This is a genomic window from Vibrio sp. OY15 (assembly GCF_000742455.1).
Classification (GTDB): Bacteria; Pseudomonadota; Gammaproteobacteria; order Enterobacterales; family Vibrionaceae; genus Vibrio; species Vibrio alginolyticus.
Map to the genome: position 1 here is coordinate 23710 of NZ_JPIL01000028.1, position 22426 is coordinate 46135.

The 22426-nt window shown below is 43.5% G+C and carries 22 protein-coding genes and 1 pseudogene; 15 read left to right on the forward strand and 8 right to left on the reverse strand.

What is annotated here, in order from left to right:
• From IJ23_RS25635 to IJ23_RS21845, 7 genes and pseudogenes are all read left to right on the forward strand, one after another.
• Window positions 1-203, forward strand: a pseudogene (locus IJ23_RS25635) (electron transporter RnfC); the annotation flags it as partial.
• Window positions 203-1249, forward strand: a complete 1047-nt coding sequence (rsxD, locus tag IJ23_RS21820; RefSeq protein WP_033907336.1) for an electron transport complex subunit RsxD — start codon at window positions 203-205, stop codon at window positions 1247-1249. The pseudogene IJ23_RS25635 and the gene rsxD, both read left to right, overlap by 1 nt.
• Window positions 1250-1256: 7 nt before the next feature.
• A complete protein-coding gene (rsxG, locus tag IJ23_RS21825) occupies window positions 1257-1889 on the forward strand; it encodes an electron transport complex subunit RsxG (protein ID WP_033907338.1) in 633 nt (210 codons plus the stop codon).
• Window positions 1889-2581 carry an electron transport complex subunit E gene (locus IJ23_RS21830; protein WP_005384881.1) on the forward strand — a complete coding sequence of 231 codons (693 nt, stop codon included), beginning with the start codon at window positions 1889-1891 and terminating at the stop codon, window positions 2579-2581. Before rsxG ends, IJ23_RS21830 begins: the two co-directional genes overlap by 1 nt.
• Window positions 2582-2645: 64 nt before the next feature.
• Window positions 2646-3287 (forward strand): endonuclease III, encoded by a 642-nt coding sequence (nth, locus tag IJ23_RS21835; RefSeq protein WP_033907339.1) that lies wholly within the window; start codon window positions 2646-2648, stop codon window positions 3285-3287.
• A gap of 32 nt (window positions 3288-3319) precedes the next feature.
• Entirely contained in the window at window positions 3320-3736 is a 417-nt protein-coding gene (gene gloA, locus IJ23_RS21840; RefSeq protein ID WP_033907340.1) for a lactoylglutathione lyase, read from the forward strand.
• A 150-nt stretch (window positions 3737-3886) separates the two neighbouring features.
• Window positions 3887-4321 (forward strand): DUF2753 domain-containing protein, encoded by a 435-nt coding sequence (locus IJ23_RS21845; protein WP_005384886.1) that lies wholly within the window; start codon window positions 3887-3889, stop codon window positions 4319-4321.
• A 120-nt stretch (window positions 4322-4441) separates the two neighbouring features.
• Here the strand turns inward: IJ23_RS21845 and motY are convergent, their stop codons facing one another.
• Entirely contained in the window at window positions 4442-5323 is an 882-nt protein-coding gene (gene motY, locus IJ23_RS21850; RefSeq protein WP_005384887.1) for a flagellar protein MotY, read from the reverse strand.
• Between the two features lie 341 nt (window positions 5324-5664).
• Here motY and rnt point away from each other — a divergent pair, with 341 nt between their 5' ends.
• Both rnt and IJ23_RS21860 read left to right on the forward strand, forming a co-directional pair.
• Window positions 5665-6309 carry a ribonuclease T gene (rnt, locus tag IJ23_RS21855; protein ID WP_005384888.1) on the forward strand — a complete coding sequence of 215 codons (645 nt, stop codon included), beginning with the start codon at window positions 5665-5667 and terminating at the stop codon, window positions 6307-6309.
• Window positions 6310-6337: 28 nt separating this feature from the next.
• On the forward strand, window positions 6338-7663 hold the full coding sequence (locus IJ23_RS21860) for a Na+/H+ antiporter family protein (protein ID WP_017821192.1): 1326 nt from the start codon (window positions 6338-6340) through the stop codon (window positions 7661-7663).
• Window positions 7664-7741: 78 nt separating this feature from the next.
• On the opposite strand, the gene IJ23_RS21865 is transcribed toward IJ23_RS21860, so the two are convergent.
• The 4 genes from IJ23_RS21865 to IJ23_RS21880 form a co-directional block, all read right to left on the reverse strand.
• Window positions 7742-8371 (reverse strand): DsbA family protein, encoded by a 630-nt coding sequence (locus tag IJ23_RS21865; protein ID WP_017821191.1) that lies wholly within the window; start codon window positions 8369-8371, stop codon window positions 7742-7744.
• Window positions 8372-8507: 136 nt separating this feature from the next.
• A complete protein-coding gene (locus IJ23_RS21870; RefSeq protein ID WP_017821150.1) occupies window positions 8508-9083 on the reverse strand; it encodes a hypothetical protein in 576 nt (191 codons plus the stop codon).
• Between the two features lie 193 nt (window positions 9084-9276).
• Window positions 9277-9852 (reverse strand): hypothetical protein, encoded by a 576-nt coding sequence (locus IJ23_RS21875; protein WP_033907341.1) that lies wholly within the window; start codon window positions 9850-9852, stop codon window positions 9277-9279.
• A gap of 417 nt (window positions 9853-10269) precedes the next feature.
• Window positions 10270-10605 (reverse strand): Grx4 family monothiol glutaredoxin, encoded by a 336-nt coding sequence (locus tag IJ23_RS21880; RefSeq protein ID WP_017635833.1) that lies wholly within the window; start codon window positions 10603-10605, stop codon window positions 10270-10272.
• A 285-nt stretch (window positions 10606-10890) separates the two neighbouring features.
• Here IJ23_RS21880 and sodB point away from each other — a divergent pair, with 285 nt between their 5' ends.
• The 3 genes from sodB (at window position 10891) to IJ23_RS21895 (ending at window position 13011) form a co-directional block, all read left to right on the forward strand.
• Window positions 10891-11475: a superoxide dismutase [Fe] gene (gene sodB, locus IJ23_RS21885; protein ID WP_005396533.1), complete on the forward strand. Its 585-nt coding sequence runs from the start codon at window positions 10891-10893 to the stop codon at window positions 11473-11475.
• A 154-nt stretch (window positions 11476-11629) separates the two neighbouring features.
• Window positions 11630-12133 (forward strand): VC2046/SO_2500 family protein, encoded by a 504-nt coding sequence (locus IJ23_RS21890; RefSeq protein ID WP_033907342.1) that lies wholly within the window; start codon window positions 11630-11632, stop codon window positions 12131-12133.
• A 134-nt stretch (window positions 12134-12267) separates the two neighbouring features.
• A complete protein-coding gene (locus IJ23_RS21895; RefSeq protein ID WP_005380732.1) occupies window positions 12268-13011 on the forward strand; it encodes an SDR family oxidoreductase in 744 nt (247 codons plus the stop codon).
• Window positions 13012-13154: 143 nt separating this feature from the next.
• Here IJ23_RS21895 and adhE read toward each other — a convergent pair whose 3' ends face one another.
• A complete protein-coding gene (adhE, locus tag IJ23_RS21900; protein ID WP_005380731.1) occupies window positions 13155-15857 on the reverse strand; it encodes a bifunctional acetaldehyde-CoA/alcohol dehydrogenase in 2703 nt (900 codons plus the stop codon).
• Window positions 15858-16507: 650 nt separating this feature from the next.
• Between adhE and IJ23_RS21905 the strand changes: the two genes are divergently transcribed.
• Both IJ23_RS21905 and IJ23_RS21910 read left to right on the forward strand, forming a co-directional pair.
• A complete protein-coding gene (locus tag IJ23_RS21905) occupies window positions 16508-17146 on the forward strand; it encodes a YchE family NAAT transporter (protein WP_005380729.1) in 639 nt (212 codons plus the stop codon).
• A gap of 35 nt (window positions 17147-17181) precedes the next feature.
• A complete protein-coding gene (locus IJ23_RS21910) occupies window positions 17182-18045 on the forward strand; it encodes an ion transporter (protein WP_005380728.1) in 864 nt (287 codons plus the stop codon).
• Between the two features lie 57 nt (window positions 18046-18102).
• Here the strand turns inward: IJ23_RS21910 and asd are convergent, their stop codons facing one another.
• Window positions 18103-19218, reverse strand: coding sequence for an aspartate-semialdehyde dehydrogenase (gene asd / locus IJ23_RS21915; protein WP_005380727.1), 1116 nt, complete (start codon window positions 19216-19218; stop codon window positions 18103-18105).
• Window positions 19219-19648: 430 nt separating this feature from the next.
• Here asd and nhaC point away from each other — a divergent pair, with 430 nt between their 5' ends.
• On the forward strand, window positions 19649-21082 hold the full coding sequence (gene nhaC / locus IJ23_RS21920; protein WP_005380726.1) for a Na+/H+ antiporter NhaC: 1434 nt from the start codon (window positions 19649-19651) through the stop codon (window positions 21080-21082).
• Between the two features lie 89 nt (window positions 21083-21171).
• Here nhaC and IJ23_RS21925 read toward each other — a convergent pair whose 3' ends face one another.
• Window positions 21172-22335 carry a chemotaxis protein gene (locus IJ23_RS21925; protein ID WP_033907343.1) on the reverse strand — a complete coding sequence of 388 codons (1164 nt, stop codon included), beginning with the start codon at window positions 22333-22335 and terminating at the stop codon, window positions 21172-21174.
• Between the last annotated feature and the right edge of the window lie 91 nt (window positions 22336-22426).

Below are 22426 nucleotides of genomic sequence, written 5' to 3' on the forward strand. Positions count from 1 at the left end.
AAGCCGCCGTGGCAGCTGCCATCGCTCGAGCCAAAGCGCGCAAAGCGAAGCAAGAAACGCAAACAGAGCCTGTTGAAGAAGCAACCTCCGAAGAACCAGAAGTGGATCCGAAGAAAGCCGCGGTTGCCGCAGCAATTGCGCGCGCGAAGGCACGCAAAGCGCAACAAGAAGCTAATAAAAATAATACTGAGGAGAACGAGTAGTGTCGTTTTTTATTGCCAGTTCACCGCATACCCACAGTCGTCGTAATACGCCAGACTTAATGAAATGGGTGGCACTTTGCGCACTTCCAGGTTTAGTAGCTCAAACCTACTTCTTTGGCTGGGGTACGCTGATTCAGCTGATTTTTGCCATTGCAGTCGCTGTATCCCTTGAAGCCTTAGTCATGATCTGTCGTAAACGCTCACCAATGAGAGCGCTACGTGATAACAGTGCAATAGTTACCGCTTGGTTGTTAGCCGTTGCTATACCACCATGGTCTCCGTGGTGGATTATGGTGATCGGGCTTATTTTTGCGATAGTAATCGCTAAACACCTCTATGGTGGCCTTGGACAAAACTTATTCAACCCTGCAATGGTCGCTTATGTGGTCTTGTTGATCTCTTTCCCAGTACAAATGACGAGTTGGAGTGCACCGACATCACTCATACCTGATCATGTAAATTTTGCAGATACACTCTCTTTAATTTTTACGGGCTATGATTACGACGGCTTATCACTTCAGCAAGTTCGCTCAGGTGTTGACGGTGTGACAATGGCGACACCACTTGATGCATTTAAGACTGGCATTCTTACAGGTGCCACTCCAAGCGAAGTAATGTCGCAGCCGATATTTGATGGCTTAGGTGGTATTGGTTGGCAATGGGTAAACCTTGCTTACCTTCTTGGCGGCATAGTCATGATCAAAAAGCGTATCATCCAATGGTATATTCCAGCAGGTTTCCTTGCGAGTCTGACTCTGTTTAGCCTAGTGTTCACGTTGCTGACGCCAGGGGAAACTGCGTCGCCAATTTTACACTTGTTATCTGGTGCAACCATGCTTGGCGCATTCTTTATTGCAACCGATCCCGTTTCGGCGTCTACCACCGTCAAAGGACGTTTAATCTTCGGTGCGCTTATTGGTGCTTTGGTCTTTATCATTCGCAGTTGGGGCGGTTTCCCAGATGGTGTTGCATTTGCAGTGTTGCTTGCAAATATGTGTGTGCCACTGATCGATTACTACACCAAACCTAGAACTTACGGTCACTGAGGTAAACATGTTAACCGCTATTAGAAAAAATGGTCTGACACTCGCGATATTTGCCTGTGCAACAACCGGATTAGTCGCCCTTACTCAGTACCTAACAAAAGACCAAATTAAGGTACAAGAGCAAAAACAATTACTTTCTGTTTTGAATCAAGTCATTCCAGAAAACATGCATGACAACGCACTCACGCAAGCTTGTACAATGGTCACGTCTCCAGATCTGGGGACATTACGTGCGATGCCAGCCTACCTCGCCACGAAGAATGGTGAACCAACAGCAATCGCAATAGAATCTATCGCGCCAGATGGCTACAATGGTGAGATAAAAGTGATTACTGGGATTGATAATCAGGGCAATATTTTGGGGACACGCGTCCTAAACCACCAAGAAACCCCTGGTCTGGGCGATAAAATCGATCTTCGTGTCACCGACTGGATCCTGAGCTTTACGGGCAAACAAGTCACGGAAAGTAACTGGAACTCATGGAAAGTTCGTAAAGATGGTGGTGATTTCGATCAATTTACTGGTGCAACGATCACGCCTAGAGCCGTCGTAAAAGTGGTGCGAAATACAGTTAACTACGTAAACCAATCTCGTGAAGACATTCTTAGCCAGCCTTTGGGCTGTGAAGGAGAGCAGTAATGAGTGAAAATAAATTGCTGATGAAAAACGGTATGTGGAGCAATAACCCTGCTCTCGTACAGCTGCTGGGTCTGTGTCCACTACTAGCGGTTTCTTCCACGATAACCAATGCCTTAGGTCTTGGTATTGCAACCTTATTAGTGCTGGTCGGCTCCAACGTCACGGTTTCTCTTATTCGTAATTACGTACCAAAAGAGATCCGCATTCCTGTGTTCGTGATGATCATTGCCTCTCTCGTTACCTGTGTTCAGTTATTGATGAATGCCTATGCGTATGGTTTATACCTATCTCTTGGTATCTTTATTCCTCTGATTGTAACGAACTGCATTATTATTGGCCGAGCAGAAGCTTACGCGTCAAAAAATGATGTTGCACCCGCTGCGCTAGATGGTTTGTGGATGGGCCTTGGTATGACGAGCGTCTTGGTTGTTTTAGGTGCCATGCGCGAATTAATTGGTAATGGCACACTATTCGACGGAGCAGACCTTCTCCTAGGAGACTGGGCTTCAGCTCTACGGATCCAAGTTTTCCAATTTGACAATAGCTTCCTGTTAGCGCTTCTCCCACCTGGTGCATTTATCGGTGTTGGGCTGTTGATAGCGCTCAAAAATGTCATAGATAATTCAATTCAGGCACGTCAACCAAAAGAAGAAAAACCAACCATAGAACGTGCTCGCGTCACTAACGCATAACAAGATAAGGCTCTGTCATAGGAGCCTTTTTCATAAACCGCAGAGACGGTATTGGAAGTCAGCAATGAACAAAATAAAAAGAATCGAAATTCTTGAGCGATTACGAGAAAACAATCCGAATCCTCAAACTGAGCTTAACTGGAGCTCCCCTTTTGAGCTGCTAATCGCTGTATTACTATCAGCTCAAGCAACCGATGTAAGCGTCAATAAAGCCACCGACAAGCTTTTCCCTGTAGCGAATACACCTCAAAGCATTCTTGATTTGGGAGTCGATGGCTTAAAAGAACACATAAAGACCATCGGTTTGTTTAACTCAAAGGCAGAAAACACAATCAAGACTTGTAAGATCTTGTTGGAAAAACACAATGGTGAAGTTCCTGAAGATCGTGCAGCGTTAGAAGCGCTGCCAGGCGTAGGTCGCAAGACCGCAAACGTCGTGCTCAACACCGCTTTTGGTTGGCCAACTATTGCCGTCGATACGCACATTTATCGCGTGTCGAATCGCACTAAATTTGCGATGGGAAAAACGGTTGATGATGTCGAGCAGAAGCTATTAAAAGTTGTGCCAAAAGAGTTCAAACTCGATGTGCACCACTGGCTCATTCTTCATGGTCGTTATACGTGCGTAGCAAGAAAGCCTCGCTGCGGTAGCTGTATTATCGAAGATTTGTGCGAATATAAAGAGAAAGTATACCCAGATAGCTAATGCTATTTGTAAATCAAAGCTAGGAGCAAAAAATGTCAAACGGTCGAATTCTCCACACTATGCTTCGCGTAGGTGATCTAGACAAATCCATCAAGTTTTACACTGAAGTTATGGGCATGCAGCTGCTTCGTACTAACGAAAATAAAGAGTACGAATACACGCTAGCGTTTCTTGGTTATGGTGACGAATCCCAAGGTGCAGTGATCGAACTGACTTACAACTGGGATAAAACTGAGTATGACCTAGGTACTGCTTTTGGTCATATCGCCATTGGTGTTGATGATATCTACACAACTTGCGACGCTATCAAAGCGGCGGGCGGTAATGTGACGCGTGAGCCAGGTCCAGTAAAAGGCGGAAGCACGCACATTGCATTCGTAAAAGACCCAGATGGTTATATGATTGAGCTTATTCAAAACAAGCAAGCTTCATCAGGTCTTGAAGGCTAAGCGGCACTTCTAATAATCACTTGTACTGCAAGTTGAACTCCGATTACAGGCAGGTCTGCGATCTGCCTGTCCTTTTATAAACAAAACCCTTTACTTGATAATAGTTATCGTTTAGATTTATCCGCAACTTCGATATGCGGGATTACGATAATGATCAGTGAATGGGAAAAACACACACTTCTAGCCGATACGGCACTTCAACTAGATGACCCTGTTCGCAGCATTCTTCATTACCAGCAAGCCCTAAGCCTGAGTGAAGATATCAGCGAATGTGTGGAAATTGAGGCGGACGAGCGATTATTAATTTCTGTGATTTCTTGTCATAACTTAGCTCAGTTCTGGCGTTGGGCTGGAGATACTGACTATGAACTCAAATACCTTCAACTGGCCTCTGAGAAGGTCTTAACACTTATCCCACAATGCCCAAATAAAGAGTGTGCAAGCTTTATCGACTCGATAGGATGCTGTACTAAGGCGTTGATAGACTTTATGAAGCGTCACCCTAATCCGGCTATTGCCAAACAGGTTGAAAAAATCGATACCGCCACCAATTGCGAAGTCATTGCCAAATTCCGCTTAAACTAACATTCAAATTATACAGCAGGAATCACCGAAACGTGCTTGGCAAAATACCACTAAAATATTATTAACAACGTCAGTAAATCAAAAATGCCGAAGCTTTCAGCTTCGGCGTTTTTATATGCATCACACTTGGGTTCGCCCTAGAGATATCACGACTCGGCGGTTTTTGTCTTTTCCTATTGGCGAACCGTTATCTGCAATAGGACGACGCTTGCCGTACCCTTGCACTTGAATTCGATCTTCCGGTAGCCCTAGAGACTGAAAATAGTCACGAAGTGACTCTGCACGTCGCTCTGATAAACTTTGACTCGCACTTTTACCATCGGTTGAATCTGTGTAAGTCGCCACCAGCACGAGATCGATATCTTGATTATGTCGGATATAATCTGCAATTTGTGATAAACGCTTTTTAGAGGCCTTGGTTAACTGATCACCTTGTCTTTCGTAGTGCAAAATCGTAAAAGCAATGTCCTCAAAACTGTATTTCAATAAGTTGGAAATACAGTCGCTAAACGCGTTGTACTTGTTTTGAAATAGTACTGATGACAATGCGACTTCAATTCTCTGATCTCGGCTCTGCCAATCTTGGTAACTAAAAGTCGGATAACGGCCTTTTTCCAGCTCAGACAAAATGCCCCATGCTGTTTGCCCTCCGACATAACCATCAAACTGTTTAAAAAACTTTAGGTTTGTAATTCGATCGGCGTGTTCACCTGGTCGCCAAGGTGGCGGCATAGAAATGAGACTGACGTTACGTGTTTCTCCCATCGGGCGACGCATTTTTAACTCAAAGTCTAAATTGATTTTTTTGTTCGCACGAGATGAAAATACCGCATCTCCAAAGCTTGGAATGGGGTGTACAAGCTGACATTCTAATGGTGTATTGACCACCATTTCCCATTGAGATTGCTGTGGAGTTGCAGCATAACGTTTGCCCATCAAAGCGAAGCTGCTTGTGCTAAACAACGAAAATACAACACCACTGGTAATCAGCCATTTCTTCATCTAATACTGTCTCTTAAACGGCAGTCTGTTGCCGTCAATTTGCATCAATAAAACCACTTCAACCGGCATGCAAAAATCTCGCCAATATAGGGTTATATGTCACACTGCCATTAATGTGAGCCACCGTGTTCCAATCACCTTAACCGCCACTTAGCGTTTTACTTCCTCATGTTTTATCGGTTTACATGATGCAAAGTATGGCGAATAAACGTCTACATAATATGCAATACAAACTTATTGATTGGATGCAAAATAGAATTCCGGTTTTCTCTTAAATTGCGGTTTTTCTCATCGGTATAATCTGCAATAATGCAGCCTTCGTCACACAAAAATAAGCCAACATGACACTAGAAAATGAAGCTCTAACCTTGAAAAAACGCTTTCGTGGTTATTTCCCTGTGGTAGTAGACGTTGAGACCGCTGGTTTCAATGCTCAAACTGATGCACTTTTAGAAATCTGTGCCGTTACGTTGAAAATGGACGAACATGGCGTGTTGCATCCGGCCTCCACCATTCATTTTCATGTGGAACCATTTGAAGGCGCTAACTTAGAAAAAGAAGCGCTTGAATTCAATGGTATTCGTGACCCTTTCAGCCCTCTTCGTGGTGCTGTTTCTGAGCAAGAGGCGCTAAAGGAAATTTATAAGCTTATTCGCAAAGAACAAAAAGCCGCAGATTGCTCACGTGCAATTATGGTTGCTCATAACGCAGCATTCGACTTGGGTTTTGTAAATGCAGCAAATGAACGCTGTAAACTAAAAAGAGTCCCTTTTCATCCCTTTGCTACTTTTGATACGGCTACATTAAGTGGCCTTGCTTATGGCCAAACAGTTCTCGCTAAAGCTTGCAAAACAGCCGGGATGGAATTTGATAACCGTGAAGCACACTCTGCGCTTTACGATACACAAAAAACAGCAGAATTATTCTGCGGTATTGTCAACAAATGGAAGGCCCTCGGCGGTTGGCCGCTTGTCGACGAAGAATAATAAGTAAACACAACATATTAGGAAAAGTATGAATCCTGTCGTTATATCAGTGTGCGTCATGCTCGTGTTAGCATTGATGCGCGTAAACGTGGTGGTTGCCCTCACGTTTAGTGCCATCGTAGGCGGCCTAGTCGCAGGCATGAGCCTTGGGGATACGGTTGCCGCATTTGAAAGTGGTCTAGGTGGCGGTGCAACTATCGCGCTAAGCTACGCCATGTTAGGTACTTTCGCTGTTGCCATCTCGAAATCAGGCATCACGGATCTACTGGCCAAAAGTGTTATCAAGCGCTTAAATGGCAAAGAAAACTCCGCCTCCACTACTGGCTTAAAGTACGCCGTGTTGGTGGCATTAGTGCTTGTTACGATGTCGTCTCAGAACGTAATTCCGGTCCATATCGCCTTTATTCCAATTTTGATTCCACCTCTTTTGGGCGTATTTGCGAAACTTAAGCTCGATCGACGTTTGGTCGCGTGTGTTCTTACCTTCGGTTTGATCACACCTTACATGATCTTGCCTGTTGGTTTCGGCGGTATTTTCTTAAACAACATTCTGTTAAAGAACCTACATGACAACGGTTTGGAGAATGTGGTTGCAAGCCAAGTCCCAACCGCCATGTTACTGCCTGGTGCAGGTATGCTGTTTGGTCTATTACTGGCTATCTTTGTTAGCTATCGTAAACCGCGTGTCTACAAAGAAACTGAGTTGACTGTCGTTGACGAAACCGATCATGTCATCAATAAAAAGCACATCTTGGTTGCGGCACTTGGTATTGTCGCTGCATTGGGTGTTCAGCTTTACACGGGTTCAATGATTATCGGTGCTCTAGCTGGCTTTATGGTGTTTACTTTCGGCGGCGTTATTGCATGGAAAGAGACGCACGACGTGTTCACTAAAGGTGTACACATGATGGCAATGATTGGCTTCATCATGATTGCAGCAGCAGGTTTTGCAGCAGTAATGAAGCAAACTGGCGGTGTTGAAACACTAGTACAATCGCTATCAACCAGCATCGGTGACAATAAGCCTTTAGCTGCACTACTGATGCTGATCGTTGGTCTGTTGGTAACAATGGGCATTGGTTCATCGTTCTCTACGATTCCAATCCTTGCAACTATCTATGTGCCTCTTGCGCTAGCATTTGGCTTCTCGCCGATGGCAACGATTGCACTGGTAGGTACTGCGGCGGCGTTAGGTGATGCAGGCTCTCCAGCTTCTGACTCTACATTAGGCCCTACATCTGGTCTAAATGCCGACGGTCAACATGAGCACATTTGGGAAACAGTCGTTCCAACCTTTATCCATTACAATATCCCTCTAATCATCTTTGGTTGGATTGCAGCAATGGTGCTTTAATACTATTGTTTGGATGGATATACATTTAGTTACGAAAAAGCCGCTCAATGAGCGGCTTTTTGTTATTCATAACTGTGGTTATTGCGCTGGCATATTGTCAATAATACGCTCACGAATCAGCTTCAAGGTTGGTTCTGTCGACAGGTAATCGATGGCAATCGGAAAATAAGCGTCGTTAATTTTAAGAACCAAGCTAGGGTAAGAGCTCACACCTAGGCTCTTTGCAAGGCTCAATTGATCTTCGAACACACCTTCTAAGAAAGAGCCATCCATGTCATTCTTGAATTGCTGAACATTCAAGCCAATTTCTCTCGCTAGTTGCAAGTGAGTGGCTTCTTCATGAGGAGGCATCGCACGTAAGTAATACGCATGCTGAATCGCTTCTAGCATCTGCTCATAAGAGTCTTGAAAGCCCGCTGCAATAACCGCACGACAAGATTGGTAAGTGCTTCTAACTGGCGTACAAAGCTTCCAGAAATCGTAGTTAAACTTAGTGCCTAACTGGCGCTCAATCTGCTTCCAAATACCTTCGAGTTTTTGTTGCATCTCGGGCGGCATCGGTAAATTAGTATCTGGCGCAAGACCACCAACCACATACTCAAACTGAATCACACCTGGCAGTTGCTGTTTTAGTTTATCCAGCGTTGGTTTGTAACCCCAACACCAACTGCACATTGGGTCATGCACGTAGTAAAGCTTTATATCCACTTTAATAATTAAACCTTTAAAATCATCTCAAAATCTCAGAGTAATTATACAGTCTCATAAGTTGAAAAACTGCTTTATCTTAATAATTCGCTCTAAAGCCAGTCTATACGAGGCGTGTTAAGTTTCATTGTAGATCTTAGGTTAGATAAACAAGTCTGTCAGCTGAGAACTCTAGCCCACCTAGCTCATTTTGTTCGCACAAACTCTTAAAATGTTCAGTACAATACAGAAAGCTCGCTCCTAGCATCTTTGACTTGAAAACAACCTTTTCTGCAACGTCGCTTTCATTAAATACTAACACCTCTACACCTGCTAAGCTGCCATATTCAATTTTTTGGACGCACTTATCTTCATCTTCTTGCCCAAACTCCAACGGTGTATACAGGTACCATTCCTCTTCTTTATAGCGAATCGATAAGAACTCGCCTACTTTGCTCAATGGCTCTTTTAAAGATGCATAAGCTTTAGGGCAAAGCACTAAGAAAACCCGTAACCATAAACTGATATCAGGAAGTAATGAGTCTTTCTTGAGAACATCTTCAAACTCAATATCTACCTCACCCCATATACTTTTGAAAGAAAAGTTTTCTAATGGCTGCACAAAGATTTTTTCTATTAAATCCATGTCACCTAACTGCCTAGCTACAGAACTAGGCGTAGTGCTCACGATTTTATATTCATTGTGACAGTCGAAAATTTTATAAACCGTCATTAATCTATCAACTCCTCATGTTTTACTACCAAGTGCTACCTATGGGTAAGTTACTTTTCAAATCATTTTTCATGAAGGAAACAGGCCTAAAAAAGCTGCGTTTTAGAGGAGAAAGCTAATTTTCTCGTCGACCATTACAGTGCTTACAAACCTCAAAATCAGAGAAATAGTATTTTCATATTAATAAAAATCACTAATTAAATGGATCTGTCAAATTAGAAGAAAACATGATGCCATTGAGCTGATTTTGTTCACACAAAGCCTTAAACTTATCTGTACAGTACAAGGTGCCCGCTCCTTCTAACCGAGACTTGAAAACCATTTTGTCTTTAACATCATCGTCAATAAAAACAAGGGTATCTAACCCATCTCGGCTCCCATATGCGATTTTTTCTACACACTTTCTCTTGTTTTCCTGTCCAAAAGTCAGTGATGCATATAAATACCATTGCCCACCTTGGTAGTTAGCAGGTAAAAACTCCCCGTGTTCACTTAGATAAGCATTCAATATTTCATATGCCCTCGGAGATAAAACAAGGTATGTTCGCGCCCATAAACTAATATCAGGCAATAGAGAATTGTACTTAAATACATCTTGAAACTTTACCTCCACAGGCTTCCAAATATCTTGCAGAGATTGGTTTTTAATAGCCTGTAATAAGATCCTCTCAAAATAGTCGAAGTCACCTAACTGGCTAGCGATTTCATCGGGACCAGAGCAGACCGTTTGAAATTCTCTTAAATTATCTATTATCTTGTAAACTGTCATAATTCTCCCAAAACTTGGTTCTTAGCGTCCAATGCTGATTTATGATGGGGCTTACTCTTCGAGTGCATTTTGTGCCGAAATAAGTTGGCCTAAAAATTCTGGGGAGTTAAATTGCCTTTAGTGTAATTCCTTAACCAAATACCATTTGTAGCAACTCCCTTATCAAAGACGTGTAAGCAATGATGTTTGAAAACGACTTTACGAAATAGATGGCAGCATACATCGTAATTACACGCCAATATACATCAAAATTCATACTGGAATTTTTGTATACACTAGGCGGGATTAACATGGCTTCGCGAGGTTTACGAGATAGGCAGTTAGAACAAAGCTTTATGTTCATTCCACTAACCTAAAAAGAAAAAGGAGCCAGTACGGCTCCTTCGTATTCTATCGCTAAATGTGAGTATTTACGAATTACTCAGCTTGATCTTCAGCGCGCGCTGCTGCTTCTTTGATTAGAGGCTGCAGTTCACCTTTTTGGAACATTTCTAGAATAATGTCACAACCGCCGATAAGCTCACCTTCAACCCATAGTTGAGGGAAAGTTGGCCATTGCGCGTACTTTGGTAACTCAGCACGGATATCTGGGTTTTGCAGAATGTCTACGTAAGCGAACTTCTCACCACATGCCATTAGTGCCTGTGACGCTTGAGAAGAGAAACCACAGCTAGGTAGTTTCGGTGATCCTTTCATGTACAGCAGGATTGAGTTTTCAGAGATCTGCTGTTTGATTTTGTCGATAGTTTCCATCGCTTCCTCATTCATGGGTTTGAACTTTATTTATTTGCCACATTCTACTCAATAACGACAGAATAAAAACCATATAATTAATAAGGCTTAATTTTAGGTTGCTCATTGGCGAGCAATGCAGCACTTCACCACTGCTAACCTCTTAAAATATTTTCATATCGGGGTTTTAATAAAGTAAAAACTTGCTAAAATACTTAGCAAGTCAGCCTTAAAGGCGACATAGCTATAAAAAAACACTAGAAGCAATCGAAAGGTCATCCTTTCAAATCAATGGAGAATCGAGTAATGGCATTTGAACTACCAGCTCTTCCTTACGCGAAAGACGCACTAGAACCACACATCTCAGCAGAGACTCTAGACTACCACCACGGTAAGCACCACAACACTTACGTTGTTAAGCTTAACGGTCTTATCCCTGGTACTGAGTTCGAAGGCAAAACTCTAGAAGAGATCATCAAGACTTCTACTGGTGGCGTATTCAACAACGCAGCGCAAATCTGGAACCACACGTTCTACTGGCACTGTCTTGCTCCAAATGCGGGCGGCGAGCCAACTGGCGCAGTTGCAGACGCAATCAACGCAGCATTCGGTTCTTTTGAAGAATTCAAAGCGAAGTTTACTGATTCAGCAATCAACAACTTCGGTTCTTCATGGACTTGGCTTGTTAAGAAAGCTGATGGCTCTCTAGAGATCGTTAACACTTCTAACGCTGCTACTCCTCTAACAGAAGAAGGTACAACACCACTTCTAACTGTTGACCTATGGGAACACGCGTACTACATCGATTACCGCAACGTACGTCCTGATTACATGAACGGCTTCTGGGCTCTAGTAAACTGGGACTTCGTAGCTGAGAACCTAGCGAAGTAATATACTTCCCCCTAAGTTCAATTTAGTCTTATTCAAAAGCTCGCTATTTAGCGGGCTTTTTTGTTTCGCCTTCCCTAGCACCTTTAAATAATTCCCTCTTTTACTAAAGTTCTTCTTATTCACGCCGTTAAAAGAGCATCGAGCGAGGAACATCATGCAAATTCATACGTTAGACAAAGCTGCAATTATCAACGAACTTCAGTTCGGTAATGGTATTAACCATGCCGTACACGAAGGTCGTCGTGCGGATTTCTCGCTGATTCTGTCTATGTTCTCTAATGATGTTCGCGATGTGGTCCCAGTTGAAGAGGTCCAGGAAGTCATCACCAGTGACAGTATTCTTCGCCAACAATTGGGTTTATCGCAACCTCAAGCTCTTCGTTCTGATAGCAGCAGCTATGAACTCGCAGCTGAACAAGCGAAACAGTTTCACGATGCAGGATTGCCTTCCGCAAAGCTGAGCCATTACCTAAAACCAGATGCGCTGACTTACCTGCCTGAAGACACATTCAACCTACCAGAGGAGGTTTATCACAACCTATCTGGTCATGAGCGACGCAGATTGGGCGAACGCAACAAACAACTGATCCCAGATGCTGGGCTATATAATCAGCTAGTGACGGCTCAACGTCAGCATCAAATTCAAGCTAAAGCATAGAGATCCGCTTTTTATCCAATAGCTTGCAATACCTACACGTCAGAAATGTGACATCTTACAAATTACCGCACAATAGTCCTCACTCGAAAGCGTTAGTTTGAAGCCTTTCACACTGAACCCAACGAATTTCAACCATGCTATTAGCACAAACCACTGGTGTATTGTTTTTCACATATGGATACAGTGAAGGTGCTATGGATATCAAAGAATCAATTATTCTCGTCACGTCTGCAGGTTCGGTTATAGGAAGAACCTGTGCAAATCACTTTGCTCACCTTGGAGCAACGTTGATTCTTTGTGACCAAAATTCTAGCGCTTTGAGAGCGAGCTATGAGCAAATCAGCGCTTTCACTGACAAAGTGTATGCTATGAATGTGTGTAGTGATAACACAACGTCCATTAACTTATTGTTTGACCAGATAGAATCACAGCTACGTGCGACACCAGATGTGATTGTTAATTGCTGGACCAGCTCCCCTATGCCTGGCTTAATGGCGCCAGAACCAATGAGTACTTACATTGATCACTTGTCGTCTGCGGCACGCTTCCTTTATACCTACGGCCAAGTAGGAGCAGAGCGCTTTCGAGCCAGAAACAAGAAAGGCGTCATTGTTAACGTCATTTCTCATGACAACCATGAAGACTTTACGGGAGTTGAAAGCATGGCGGCGTTGGTGTCAGGTTTTACTCACAGCTGGGCAAAAGAACTCACACCATTCAACATTCGAGTGGGCGGCGTTATTCCCTCGGTAAATCATACAAAAGAAGAGCTCAACGAGAGGCACTGGGCTGAGATCCAAGACGAACTAGTCCGCAACACAGCATACATCGTCGCGAATGAATACTTCAGTGGCCGAGTAGTTGCGACCGAAGTGTAAGCATACACAGCAACTCTGTTTTCCCAAGCCAGATGTAACTCCTGCACCAAAATAAAAAAAGCCCCAGTCATTTGACTGGGGCTTTAACCTTTTCCCGATTAAGGTTCCGTGCTAGCGAAAACCTTGCTCACTCGATTTTTTAATTACGCGTCAGCTTTTTCTTTCTTTGCTTTAGGTGCTGCTTTTGCTGCTTCTTGGTCTGCTTTCTTCTTGATAACAGTTGTACCTTCGAAAGTTTCGCCTTCAACAAATGCTTTACCGTAGTAAGAAGCCATCAACACATCTTTAAGTTCGCTGATTAGAGGGTAACGTGGGTTCGCACCAGTACATTGGTCATCGAACGCTTCTACCGCTAGCTCATCCAGTTTCGCTACGAAATCTGATTCAGCAACACCTGCCGCTTGGATAGACATTGGGATGTCTAGGTTAACTTTTAGTTCATCCAACCATGCTAGTAGACGTTCAATCTTCTGAGCAGTACGGTCACCTTCTTGGCTTAGGCCTAGGTGGTCAGCAACTTCAGCGTAACGACGACGTGCTTGTGGACGGTCGTATTGAGAGAACGCAGTTTGTTTAGTTGGATTGTCGTTCGCGTTGTAACGTACCACGTTAGAGATAAGTAGTGCGTTAGCTAGGCCGTGTGGCAAGTGGAACTCAGCACCCAGTTTGTGAGCCATTGAGTGACAAACACCTAGGAATGCGTTCGCAAATGCAACACCAGCGATAGTAGCTGCGTTGTGTACTTTCTCACGAGCGATTGGGTCATTTGCACCGTTCGCATAGCTTGATGGTAGGTACTCTTTTAGCATCTTAAGTGCTTGAAGAGCTTGGCCATCTGAGTATTCGTTAGCAAGAACTGATACGTAAGCTTCTAGAGCGTGAGTTACTGCATCGTAACCACCAAATGCTGTTAGAGACTTAGGCATGTTCATTACTAGGTTCGCATCAACGATTGCCATGTTTGGCGTGATTTCGTAGTCAGCTAGTGGGTATTTCGCACCAGTCTTGTCGTCAGTAACAACCGCGAATGGAGTAACTTCTGAGCCAGTACCTGAAGTTGTAGTGATACATACAAGCTCAGCTTTTTTACCCATTTTAGGGAACTTGTAGATACGTTTACGGATGTCCATAAAGCGCATTGCTAGTTCTTCAAAGTGAGTTTCTGGGTGTTCGTACATTACCCACATGATTTTCGCTGCATCCATTGGTGAACCACCGCCTAGCGCTAGGATAACGTCAGGTTGGTAGCTAGCCATTTGAGCCGCACCTTTTTCTACTACAGACAGTGTTGGGTCAGCTTCAACATCGAAGAATGTTTGAACTTCCATGCCTTGAGCTTTCAGTAGGCTTACTACGTCATCTGCATAACCGTTGTTGAATAGGAAACGGTCAGTTACTAGGAATGCACGTTTCTTACCTTCTAGGTCGCCAAGCGCGATTGGAAGGCTACCACGACGGAAGTAGATTGACTTAGGTAGTTTATGCCACAACATGTTTTCAGCTCGCTTCGCTACAGTTTTCTTGTTGATTAGGTGTTTAGGACCTACGTTCTCAGAGATAGAGTTACCACCCCAAGAACCACAACCTAGCGTTAGAGATGGCGCAACGTTGAAGTTGTACAAGTCACCGATACCACCGTGAGTAGTCGGGATGTTGATTAGGATACGAGCTGTCTTCATCTTGTCACCGAAGTAACGGATACGATCAGCGTTAGTATCTTGGTTAGTGTAAAGACCAGATGTGTGGCCGATACCACCAATCTCAACCATAGTTACCGCTTGAGCAACCGCGTCTTCGAAGTTGTCAGCACGGAATAGACCTAGAGTTGGAGATAGTTTCTCGTGAGCGAATGCGTCATCGTGAGATACTTTACCCAGACCTTCACCAACAAGAACTTTAGTGTCTGCTGGAACTTTAACGCCTGCCATTTCAGCGATTGCTGCTGCTGGCTGACCTACGATTTTCGCGTTTAGCGCGCCATCGATAAGAAGAACTTTACGAACTTTATCAGCTTCTGCTTTGCTTAGGACATACGCTTTGTGAGAAGCAAAACGCTCTTTCACTTCGTCGTATACTTCGTCAACTACGATTGCAGCCTGCTCAGAAGCACATACTACACCGTTGTCGAAAGTCTTAGACATAAGGATAGAAGCAACAGCACGTTTGATGTCTGCTGTTTCATCGATAACAACAGGAACGTTACCTGCACCTACACCGATTGCTGGCTTACCAGAAGAGTAAGCGGCTTTAACCATGCCTGGACCACCAGTTGCAAGGATAAGAGCGATGTCATCGTGTTTCATTAGAGCGTTTGAAAGCTCAACAGAAGGCTGGTCGATCCAACCGATGATGTCTTTTGGTGCGCCTGCTGCTACTGCTGCATCTAGAACGAGTTTAGCTGCATCGTTAGTTGAGTTTTTCGCACGTGGGTGTGGTGAGAAGATGATACCGTTACGAGTCTTCAAAGAGATTAGAGATTTGAAGATCGCTGTAGAAGTTGGGTTAGTCGTTGGTACGATACCGCAGATGATGCCTACAGGCTCAGCGATAGTCATAGTACCTAGGTTGTCATCCTCTTCTAAGATGCCACACGTTTGTTCGTCTTTGTATTTGTTGTAGATAAACTCAGAAGCAAAGTGGTTCTTGATTACTTTATCTTCAACAATACCCATACCAGATTCTTCTACCGCTTGTTGAGCTAGCGGGATACGGGCCTGGTTAGCTGCTAGAGAAGCTGCACGAAAGATTTTATCTACTTGCTCTTGAGAGTAAGTAGCGAACTCTTCTTGCGCTTTCTTAACGCGAGCAACCATTGCATCTAGTTCAGCCATATTAGTTACAGGCATAGGGAATCTCCTAAAATTAACAAATATTAAAAACTTTTTACTAAGGCTATTACTTATCGTTTTTACTGTTTATCAGTCACTTAGAAAACAAACGTCTTAGTAAATTGCTTTCAGGACTGAGTATAATATTTCATAGTGTGAAAAAAATTGACTTGGATCAGTTCTCACCACCTAAATACTACCAAAGTGGTGCCTCATCACACCAAAATGACATAAATCACTGATAAACAAATAAATTAACTTTCATTTTTTATTGAGTAAAAAAGAAGCAAATGGACAAATAAATAAAAGAAACTACAACAACCTGTAAAAAAGTTTCATTTTTGACCAACAAAATTACATGTAGGCCCAATTCTTTGTGCTACTGAGAGTATATCGAACCGAATACATCTCTCTACAAACCACCTTGGTTTTTATCAAAAATGTGCGAATGTTAACGTTTATGTAAAACAGCGCAATTTATCAGCAACTTTATACGTAACATTTCCTTTCCAGATTAGATACAGTTTATTAAAGAATTAGTTTTTCTCACTTAAATGGCAGGGAATGCGTTAGTTTTTTTCATTTCTTACAACCTAACTTTTGCCTTACATTACGCCCAAATTACCCCTTCTCCTTTTCACTAATGTGAACTTTGATGAGTACGCAACATGCAAACTTTTGAACTTGCTATCTTCTTGCAGTTTTTTCTCGGTTTGGTCGCCGCAGTAAACCCTGTTGGTATCATGCCTGTGTTTGTGTCACTAACCGGGCATATGACTCCAGACGAAAAGCGCAATACGGCAACAACAGCAAATGTGGCTGTTGCGATCATCCTGATCATTTCGCTTTTTGCTGGTCAGTTACTGTTAGACATGTTCAGTATTTCTCTGGATTCGTTTCGTGTCGCTGGCGGGTTGCTATTACTTAGCATCGCATTCTCGATGATGAGCGGTAAACTGGGGGAAGATAAGCAGAACAAACAAGAGAAAACGGAATACGTCAGTCGTGAACAGATTGGTGTGGTCCCTCTTGCAATGCCTTTAATGGCAGGTCCTGGTGCAATCAGTTCGACTATTGTTTATGGTGCACGCTACCCAAGCATGTTCGATACCGTGGGCATTAGTATTACGATTGGTTTGTTCTGCCTTTGTTCATGGCTATTGTTCCGCTCTGCCCCATTGATCGTACGATTTTTAGGTCAAACTGGAATCAACGTCATTACTCGTATCATGGGTTTGATATTGGGCGCGCTTGGCATAGAGTTCATTGCGAATGGCTTACGCAACTTATTTCCAGGATTAGCCTGAGTTTCTATAAAATTGTATGATAGAGCGATTCAACAATGGATCGCTTTGTCATGACGACTGACTCTCTTAAACATACTCTATATGTCACCATTTTTGGTACTCATACCAAAGCTGGAAAAACGTTCGATATTGCTCTCATTATCGCGATCATCAGTTCGTTAATCGTACTGGTGTTAGATTCGATACCCTCCGTTCGGGCCGAGTGGGAAAAAGAGCTGAAGTTTATTGAATACACATTTACTGGCCTATTCACGATTGAATACCTTCTAAGGCTTTATTGCTCTCCTAAACCTGCCGCCTACGCAAAGAGTTTTTATGGTGTCGTCGATTTACTTGCGATTTTGCCCACCTATTTAGCACTCTTCTTCCCATCCGCTTCGTTTATGGGTGTGATCAGGGCGCTGCGAGTGATGCGAATATTCCGCATACTCAAGTTAGTCCGATACCTCCAAGAGTCCAATATCCTCTTACGTTCACTGCTTATGGCGCGCAGAAAGATTTTTATCTTCTTTAGTTCCGTCGCCATTATGGTAACGATTTTCGGCTCGTTGATTTTTATCATTGAAGGACCTGAAAACGGATTTACTAGCATTCCTAAGAGTATTTATTGGGCGATCGTGACCATCACAACGGTTGGGTATGGTGACTTGGTCCCTCAAACAGACCTAGGTAAAGGGCTTGCATCACTCACCATGTTACTGGGTTATTCCATTTTGGCGGTACCTACAGGTATTTTCACTGCCGAACTGCACCAAGAGATGCAATCGCACAAAGTATTGGTGAAATGCCCAAACTGCTCCCACGCAGGGCACGACTCTGACGCAATTTACTGTAAACATTGTGGTAGTGAACTGGCCGATCCAGACAAAAGAGTCGTTCGAACGGAAGACGACGCATGAAAAAAGAGCTCCCTACGGAGCTCTTTTATTTTGTCATCAAATAAAGGATTGATGTGATTATGCTTTCTCAGACAGAATAATTCTCAGAGTACGACGCAATGGCTCCGCAGCACCCCAAAGCAGTTGGTCACCAACAGTGAAAGCATTTAGGAAATCATCACCCATCGCCATCTTACGTAGACGACCCACTGGTACAGACATTGTGCCCGTAACTTTTGCCGGTGTTAGCTCTTGAGCAGTGATGTCACGGTCGTTAGGAATCACTTTCACCCAATCGTTATGAGTGGCGATGATTTCTTCGATTTCGTCCATTGGTACATTTTGTTTAAGCTTGATAGTAAGTGCTTGAGAGTGACAACGCATCGCGCCAATACGCACACAAGTACCGTCAATTGGGACAGGTGAACTTTGAGAACCCAAAATTTTATTCGCCTCGGCGCCCGCTTTCCACTCTTCTTTACTCTGACCATTATCGCGCTTCACATCGATCCATGGGATCAACGAACCAGCTAGTGGCACACCGAATTTATCGGTAGGGAAAGAGCCGCTGCGCATTGTATCCGCGACTTTCTTATCGATATCTAGGATAGAGCTTGATGGGTTTGCAAGTTCAGAGCTAACAGAGTCATTGATAACGCCCATTTGCGAGATCAATTCACGCATATTTTGCGCACCAGCACCAGATGCGGCTTGGTAAGTCATTGCGCTTGTCCACTCAACAAGACCTTTCTCAAATAGACCACCTAGCCCCATTAGCATTAAACTAACCGTACAGTTACCACCGACAAATGTGTTCGTGCCACCGTGGATGCCTTGTTGGATTTGCTTTAAGTTCACTGGATCAAGTGTGATGATCGAATCTTCAGCCATACGTAGCGTAGAGGCCGCGTCAATCCAGTAGCCTTTCCAACCAGCCTGACGAAGTGCAGGGAAAACTTTTTCTGTGTAGCTACCACCTTGACAGGTGATTACCGCATCAAGCTGTTTTAAGCTTTCAATATCATATGCGTCTTGCAGTAAGCCTGCGTCTTTTCCTAAGTTAGGAGCAGGAATACCAACTTGAGAAGTACTGTAGAATACTGGTTCGATTAGGTCGAAGTCTTTCTCTTCAACCATACGCTGCATAAGGACTGAACCAACCATACCGCGCCAACCAACTAAACCAACTCTCATCGTATTAACTCTCCATGTATTAAAAAACCTACCCCATAGTTAATTTTTCACAGCAAAATCTCAACCCCTATTTTGTAAATAAGCGCGTTTTTTAACCTTTTCCTCTGAAAAACAGGGTTACACGAGATTTTTAGTGTTTGGTTTGCGGTTTTAACCATTTTTCAAGTAGGGAAAGCACTTTAGCCCCCTAATTGGTCTTACCACTCAATGAGAAAATAACACATGAAGCACAATAATTTCACATCACACAACATTTAAAACCAAAAAAGTTAAAATAAACTAACAGTTAATTTCACAAGCAAACGTTTTTACCGACGAACATCAAGATAAAACACCAAATGTTCGAAATATAATTTTTGTTAATGTATGTTATGCGCGATTACAACAAGGAGCGCCTTCCTCTATTGCTCCAAGATTGACAGAGGCACATATGAAGCAAGTTACACCACGCCTACCAAGCTTGATACAGGTATTTATCTCGCTCGGTTTATTTCTCCTGCTGGCATTTTCGTTCACAGCCAAGCTAGACCTACCGATTCAGCTAGCGCTATACATCGGTTGGTTCATTGTCATGATATTGGGCATAAAGCTTGGCCACCAGTATAAAGATCTGGAAAAAGCAGCACTAAATGGCATTTCCAATGGACTTGGAGCCGTTTTAATCCTTTTGGCCGTTGGCGCGCTTGTAGGTACTTGGATCTCTGGTGGTATTGTTCCAACCATTATTTACTACGGCCTTAAAGCCATCCACCCTTCCATCTTTTTGCTCGCGACCATGATCATCTGTTCATTGACTGCGCTAGCGACTGGCACATCTTGGGGGGCGGCTGGCACGGCAGGTATTGCAATGATGGGTATCGGTCAAGGTCTTGGTGTTCCTGCGCCAATCACTGCAGGTGCCGTACTTTCAGGCTGTTACTTTGGTGACAAAATGTCGCCTCTATCGGATTCAGTAATCCTTGCTTCATCTATGTCTAACGTTGAAGTGATGGAACATATTAAAGGCATGTTGCCGATAGCACTCATTAGCTACATTATTACAGGCATTATGTTTACTGCATTTGGCTTCCACTACGCAGGTCAAGTTGACATGAGCCAGGTAGACTCTGTCATTAAAGCGATGGAACAGCAGTTCTACATCACCCCTTACTCATTTGTTCCTGTGATCATCGTATTGTCACTTCTAGCGATGCGTATGCCTTCATTCCCAGTGATCAGTTTTGGTTCTCTGCTAGGTATTATTTGGGCAGTGATGATCCAAGATGTCGATTTCCTAACCGCGTTCAACACGGCTTGGGCTCCATTTGCAATCTCATCTGGCGTAGATTTCATTGACTCAATCCTTAACCGTGGCGGCATGTCTTCAATGCTTGGGTCGGTAGCGGTTATCGTATTCGGCCTTGGTTTTGGCGGTCTACTAGATAAAGTAGGCGTGCTAGAGACTATCGCGAAGCTGTTTGAAAAACGCGTTCAAAGTGCAGGTTCATTGGCAACAAGCACAATTGGTACGGCCTTTATGGGCAACGTATTTGGTTCAGCGATGTACGTTTCACTTATTCTGACCCCAAAAATCTGTGCGAAGAACTATGACCGTCTAGGCTACAAACGTAAGAATTTGTCTCGTAACGCAGAATTTGGCGGCACGCTAACCTCAGGTATGGTCCCTTGGAGTGACAACGGTATCTACATGGCCAGTATTTTGGGTGTTGCTACACTGTCTTATGCCCCGTTCATGTGGCTGAGTTTTGTATGTATCATCGTAACGATCTTCACTTCTTACATGGGTTGGTTTGTTGATAAGTGCGAACCAACAGCAGAAGCAGTTGAAGAAGCTGAAGGCGAATTAAAGCAGCAAACCGCTTAACTTCGCAGAGATAGAAAGAACCTCCCTTCCGAATTCAATACTAAAAAAGAGCGCTTTAAAGCGCTCTTTTTTATTTCCAAAACAAATCGTTAGCTTTGTTTGACTGACGTTTTCACGGCTGTACGCTTCCCAAACCAATAGCCCAAGCTAAGCGGTGCAAAGAATATAACGGCAATGAACAGAATAAAGTAGATGATGGTACTTTTGACAAGTTCAATCAGCTTAGTCATTGCGAGATTCACAACCTCTTGCGACACTCGATCCATATCTTGAGCAAACTTCTCGCGCTCATGGGTAATGATCTGTGCGATTTCTTGGCGCTCTCTGGCAACCATCAGCTCTATAGCTTGGCGTTCTTCACCCAACTGAGATAAACGCGCCTCCGTCCTTTGATCGATATCGTCAACCAAAGGTTGTAACTCCAGCGCCATTTGTTCTGCCAAATAACGCATGTACTCTGGGTTGTTATCGATAAAATCCCTCATCGAATCAGCGGTAACTTGCAAACTATTGAGCGCCGCATTGACTTTTTCGATACTGGCAGAGCTATTCAAGGCCAACAACTGCGCTTTCCACGTCATAATTTTTGGTGTCTGCTCTGATACCAGACTTAGACGATCAGAGACATCCCCAAGTGCTTCTGGCATCGTGCCTAGCGTTGTAACGGCTTCCTCTTCGCTAATTTGGTTTGCATCTAACCACCTACGGTAAGCCGGAGTCCTAATCATGCTTAAATCAGCGAATGGATGCTGCTTGGCGAACTCTGCAACAAACGTTTGTGTCTTGATGTATGCTTCTTTCTTCAATAAAGATTGAGCCAGTTTATCTACCTCTTTCGCTAAATAAACGGAAACTAACTTGGCCTCATCAGACGCAAAGAGCTCATTACCAGAAGCGGTAGTAAAGAACTGTTCCATTTGTAGCGTGAAAGTCCATGTATCAATCAGTGCAGCCATTGGGGACACTTGGTATGCAGAAGCTTGGATGCCTTCTTCAGCATTTATCTTCCAAAGTAAAATATAAGATTGATGAACTTTATCATGAGGCTCATATTGTTCGTGTAGTGCGTCTGCTGCTTGCTCAACCTGAGCAAAAAACTGCTGCGCATACTCACGAGTCAAAAGACGCATATTGAGCTCTTGTTTGGTAAGAGGGACGGTTTGACTCTCGATCTTGACTTCGAGCAGGGAGCACCCTGAAAGCATCATAACCAGCCCTATCAACATCATTGAAGACATTCGGCGAACGGACATGAAAACACCTTTAACAAATTGTATAGAACAGGAATAAAGCGAACTAAGTCATATAGTTCGAGCCTTTATTACCTCAACTCTTATGACATTA